We start from the raw sequence: 3033 nt of genomic DNA, 5'->3' as shown, positions 1-3033 counted from the left end.
CGATCTGGTTGACGTTGCCTGACCGCGCGTCATCGGATTTATCTCGAGAAGCTGGTCTTAAGGTATGGCCCGGATGTCGCTCGGCGTGACATTTTTATGAGGGACCATACCGAACACGTCGATGGCATCATGAATGGTCGGTTGTAAAAGGTAACCGTGCCTCTGGTTCGGCAAACTCAGGTTTGTCCGGATAGTCGATTTGGAACCCCTTCGAGCGCAAGCGAGGAGGATAGGCATTCCAAATCCAGTAAATGATGAGCATTGGCAATGAGAACGATTAAGTGTCGTAAGGGCATTTGGTGGATGCCTTGGCATGCACAGGCGATGAAGGACGTGTTACGCTGCGATAAGCCGTGGGGAGCTGCGAATGAGCTTTGATCCATGGATCTCCGAATGGGGCAACCCACCTTAAATGCTTGGAAAATCCAAACTGACTGCAAGGTCGGCTTGGGTTTCCAAGCATTGAGATAAGGTATCTTACCTTCGAATAGATAGGGGTAAGAAGCGAACGCAGGGAACTGAAACATCTAAGTACCTGCAGGAAAGGACATCAACCGAGACTCCGCAAGTAGTGGCGAGCGAACGCGGACCAGGCCAGTGGCATTGGTGGTTAAAGCGGAACACTCTGGAAAGTGTGGCCGTAGCGGGTGACAGCCCCGTACGCGTAGATACCATTAATGTCCTAGAGTAGGGCGGGACACGAGAAATCCTGTCTGAACATGGGGAGACCACTCTCCAAGCCTAAGTACTCGTGCATGACCGATAGCGAACAAGTACCGTGAGGGAAAGGTGAAAAGCACCCCGACAAGGGGAGTGAAAGAGTACCTGAAACCGGATGCCTACAAACAGTCGGAGGGGGCAACCCTGACGGCGTACCTTTTGTATAATGGGTCAACGACTTAGTGTAACGAGCAAGCTTAAGCCGGTAGGTGTAGGCGAAGCGAAAGCGAGTCTGAACAGGGCGATATAGTTCGTTGCATTAGACCCGAAACCGAGTGATCTAGCCATGAGCAGGTTGAAGGTTGGGTAACACCAACTGGAGGACCGAACCCGCATCTGTTGCAATAGATTGGGATGACTTGTGGCTAGGGGTGAAAGGCCAATCAAACTCGGAAATAGCTGGTTCTCCGCGAAATCTATTTAGGTAGAGCGTCTGGCGAATACTCCCGGGGGTAGAGCACTGGATGGGCTATGGGGACTCACCGTCTTACTGATCCTAACCAAACTCCGAATACCGGGAAGTACTACCAGGCAGACACACGGCGGGTGCTAACGTCCGTCGTGAAAAGGGCAACAACCCTAACCTCCAGCTAAGGTCCCCAAGTCATGGCTAAGTGGGAAAGGATGTGAGGATCCCAAAACAACCAGGATGTTGGCTTAGAAGCAGCCATCATTTAAAGAAAGCGTAACAGCTCACTGGTCTAAATAAGGGTCTTTGCGCCGAAAATGTAACGGGGCTAAAGCCATGCACCGAAGCTGAGGATTCCTCGCAAGAGGAGTGGTAGCGGAGCGTTCCGTAAGCTGATGAAGGGATACCCGTGAGGGGTCCTGGAGGTATCGGAAGTGCGAATGTTGACATGAGTAACGATAAAGAGGGTGAGAGACCCTCTCGCCGAAAGACCAAGGGTTCCTGCTTAAAGTTAATCTGAGCAGGGTTAGCCGGCCCCTAAGACGAGGCGGACACGCGTAGTCGATGGGAACCACGTTAATATTCGTGGGCCTGGTGGAAGTGACGGATCGCACAAGTTGTTCTGGTTTATTGGATTATCAGGGCAGCGGAGCGGTTCCAGGAAATAGCTCCACCGTATAGACCGTACCCGAAACCGACACTGGTGGTCAGGTAGAGTATACCAAGGCGCTTGAGAGAACTGCGTTGAAGGAACTCGGCAAATTGCACGCGTAACTTCGGAAGAAGCGTGACCCCATTTTACGCAAGTAAGATGGGGTGGCACAGACCAGGGGGTAGCGACTGTTTATCAAAAACACAGGGCTCTGCGAAGTCGCAAGACGACGTATAGGGTCTGACGCCTGCCCGGTGCTGGAAGGTTAAGAGGAGAGGTGCAAGCTTTGAATCGAAGCCCCAGTAAACGGCGGCCGTAACTATAACGGTCCTAAGGTAGCGAAATTCCTTGTCGGGTAAGTTCCGACCTGCACGAATGGCGTAACGACTTCCCCGCTGTCTCCAACGCAGACTCAGTGAAATTGAATTCCCCGTGAAGATGCGGGGTTCCTGCGGTCAGACGGAAAGACCCCGTGCACCTTTACTATAGCTTTACACTGGCATTCGTGTCGGCATGTGTAGGATAGGTGGTAGGCTTTGAAGCAGGGACGCCAGTTTCTGTGGAGCCATCCTTGAAATACCACCCTTATCGTCATGGATGTCTAACCGCGGCCCGTCATCCGGGTCCGGGACAGTGTATGGTGGGTAGTTTGACTGGGGCGGTCGCCTCCGAAAGAGTAACGGAGGCGCGCGATGGTGGGCTCAGAGCGGTCGGAAATCGCTCGTCGAGTGCAATGGCATAAGCCCGCCTGACTGCGAGACTGACAAGTCGAGCAGAGACGAAAGTCGGTCATAGTGATCCGGTGGTCCCGCGTGGAAGGGCCATCGCTCAACGGATAAAAGGTACGCCGGGGATAACAGGCTGATGACCCCCAAGAGTCCATATCGACGGGGTTGTTTGGCACCTCGATGTCGGCTCATCGCATCCTGGGGCTGGAGCAGGTCCCAAGGGTTTGGCTGTTCGCCAATTAAAGCGGTACGTGAGCTGGGTTCAGAACGTCGTGAGACAGTTCGGTCCCTATCTGCCGTGGGTGTAGGAATATTGACAGGATCTGTCCCTAGTACGAGAGGACCGGGATGGACATATCTCTGGTGGACCTGTTGTCCTGCCAAGGGCATAGCAGGGTAGCTATATATGGACGGGATAACCGCTGAAGGCATCTAAGCGGGAAACCCACCTGGAAACGAGTGTTCCCTATCAGAGCCGTGGAAGACGACCACGTTGATAGGCCGGGTGTGGAAGTGCGGCAACG

General features: G+C 53.5%; 1 rRNA gene. It reads left to right on the top strand.

Features of this window, described 5'->3' with window-relative positions:
- Nucleotides 1-275 precede the first annotated feature (275 nt).
- Nucleotides 276-3033 (top strand): 23S ribosomal RNA (locus ACFPWW_RS08805); the annotation flags it as partial.

It is taken from the genome of Rhizobium sp. GCM10022189 (genome assembly GCF_042656325.1).
Lineage (GTDB): Bacteria > Pseudomonadota > Alphaproteobacteria > Rhizobiales > Rhizobiaceae > Rhizobium.
Note: the sequence above shows the minus strand (reverse complement) of the source record. Positions and strands in the feature narration are given on the sequence as shown.